This is a genomic window from Anaerotignum sp. (assembly GCF_031981185.1).
In the GTDB taxonomy this organism is placed as follows: Bacteria; Bacillota; Clostridia; order Lachnospirales; family Anaerotignaceae; genus Chakrabartyella.
Genome location: NZ_DALYUL010000054.1, coordinates 4,217 through 6,303, shown reverse-complemented (window position 1 = coordinate 6,303; position 2,087 = coordinate 4,217). Strand labels below are relative to the sequence as shown.

At 35.9% G+C, this 2,087-nt stretch carries 3 protein-coding genes; all 3 read right to left on the bottom strand.

The genetic code is table 11. The features are described 5' to 3' along the window. On the bottom strand, nucleotides 1-288 hold a 288-nt coding region (locus RTK36_RS16310; protein WP_312048275.1), incomplete at its 3' end, for a hypothetical protein. Nucleotides 289-317: 29 nt separating this feature from the next. Continuing rightward, nucleotides 318-1,220 (bottom strand): DUF4007 family protein, encoded by a 903-nt coding sequence (locus RTK36_RS16305; protein WP_312048274.1) that lies wholly within the window; start codon nucleotides 1,218-1,220, stop codon nucleotides 318-320. A gap of 37 nt (nucleotides 1,221-1,257) precedes the next feature. Further along, a complete protein-coding gene (locus RTK36_RS16300; protein WP_312048273.1) occupies nucleotides 1,258-2,058 on the bottom strand; it encodes a hypothetical protein in 801 nt (266 codons plus the stop codon). Nucleotides 2,059-2,087: the final 29 nt, after the last annotated feature.

The following is a 2,087-nucleotide window of genomic DNA, read 5'->3' as shown; positions in this document are numbered from 1 at the left end:
GTTTTCTTTGATTTTTTTTAAAAGTACATCAAATAGATCCACATCTTTCTTAAATAGAAGTGACATCAGCACTAATATAATGTGAGATTTTCCTCGACCATAAGCACCTATCAAGATGCGAGAGCGACAATTTGCTCTTGCACTGGTGCTGTACAAAACATCTTCTATAATATCTAAAGATGACATAGTTGGAATGAAGTTTCTAACCTTATCATCGCTATGTAGGTCAAAAGCAATATTTATCGATGTTTGAAATCCTTTGGCTACACCAATCTTATCCTTTAGCATTTTTCTATCTCCAACCTTTCGTAGACTGTTTATTCATTAATAATTCTGTAGTATTCACGCACACAGTCCAAAAAGTTCATTTCATTTTCGATGCGTACAACATCAAGTCCAGCAGTCCGGATTACTTTAATGTATCCTAATAGTTCTATTTTGTTCAGCAATGTTATAAGACTAATGATATCTAAATTGAAGATTTTACCTGCATTATTTTTGTCATTTTGAATTGCTGATATTTTAATCTCAGTTTCTCCATCTGCATTATCTAAGATAACTGCTAACAGTACCAGAGGGTGAATGGTATCTTTTTTAGGAACACTTTTTTTATATAATACTTGTCTTTTGCCCTGATCATCCTTGTGATTTTTATTGACGATATCAATTAACCCAAGCTCCCCTAAAGGACAGTCAATATTGCTTTCGGGATGTACCTTTTCGGGGTTAGATTTTATTCTCGGCACATAAGTGTTAATAATACAATTAAAATCATCTTCTAATGATCGTTCCGAAACCTCATTGTCATTCATTCTTATAAAAGAGTTAAGCTGCAAAACAAAATCATCCCGTGTAAACTCGTTAAGATTAAATTCATTAAAAAAATCATACCAAGCAGTAGCCTCATTAAAATTTGTTGCCAATTTATAATGCAACAACCAAAGAGTGCCCATTTCTTCGATATAGGGATCGTACTCAAAAATCAAATTCCCCAATTCAGTAAAACTTTGAGTGCGTTTGCCAGATGTCGGTTCACTCGTTAACCCGACAGCTTGCAACCAGTATCTTAGCGATTTTACCATGTTAGAACCAATGCCCAAGATATCCATAGGGTTACCGTTAACACCCATAAATACTGCAGCATCATTTCTAACATTTTTCATTCCCTTATATAGCCAACCTTTTCTAATGAAAAAGGTGTCATGCGCTCTAAATTTCATTATATTAAACTCCTTATTTGGATTCTAAAAATTATGGTTACATTTCCAGATCTTCTTGTACCATTTCGAAGTCTGCAAGTATCATATCAGCTTTTTCATTTGCTTTAGACAAATTGTCGGGTGTCATTGAAGCAAATTTCGATAATTCTTTCTGGAGCTTTTTAGCCATTGGCAAAAATGTTGCAACAGTTAAGCCTCCAGATATCGCGCCACCTACAATCGGAACAGCTTTACTTACAGCCTTTCCAACACCATCCTTAGTTAATTTTACACCAACCCATGCCAAAACTTTTTTAGCAATGTTATAGATGGCATACTTGCTTAGTGGCTTGCCAGCTACTTTTGCACCTATCTTTGCGGCGTTAGCAGCAGCAAGCTTTGCCAGAGCTGCTGTTGCAGCATTAACTCCAAACATGACACCAAGGAAAATCATTAAAACATTTTGAGTAGCATCATCTAAGTTAATATCTTTGTAACCATATATGTATGCAAGCTTTTGTGCAATACGAAATACGTGAGCATAGAATTGCGTGAGGTCAGCTGGTATAGTTCCTATCATTGCAAACCCACCCGGTATTCCGGCGACAGTTGACAAAGCAGCTGTTTTTGTTGTTTCCATATTTACTGCACCAATAGCAATGTGATTTAGCAATGCAATTGAAACACCTGCATTGATTGTACCATTATCTAAAGCATCACATAGCTGTTGAGCGCTGATTTTTCCTTTTAGCTGAGAAGTCAGGAAAACATCACGATCAATTTTGCAGTATGGCAACTTGCAGGCTGCAGTAAAAATATCCTCAACTTTTATTGACGAAGTTTTTTTATCTAGCTCCATTTTTTCTCCTCACCCATATCTATCGCACC

What these genes read in the sequence shown, in the direction of transcription:
- RTK36_RS16305 (WP_312048274.1), bottom strand. Translation starts at nt 1,220, where the DNA reads ATGAAATTTAGAGCGCATGACACCTTTTTCATTAGAAAAGGTTGGCTA.
- RTK36_RS16300 (WP_312048273.1), bottom strand. Translation starts at nt 2,058, where the DNA reads ATGGAGCTAGATAAAAAAACTTCGTCAATAAAAGTTGAGGATATTTTT.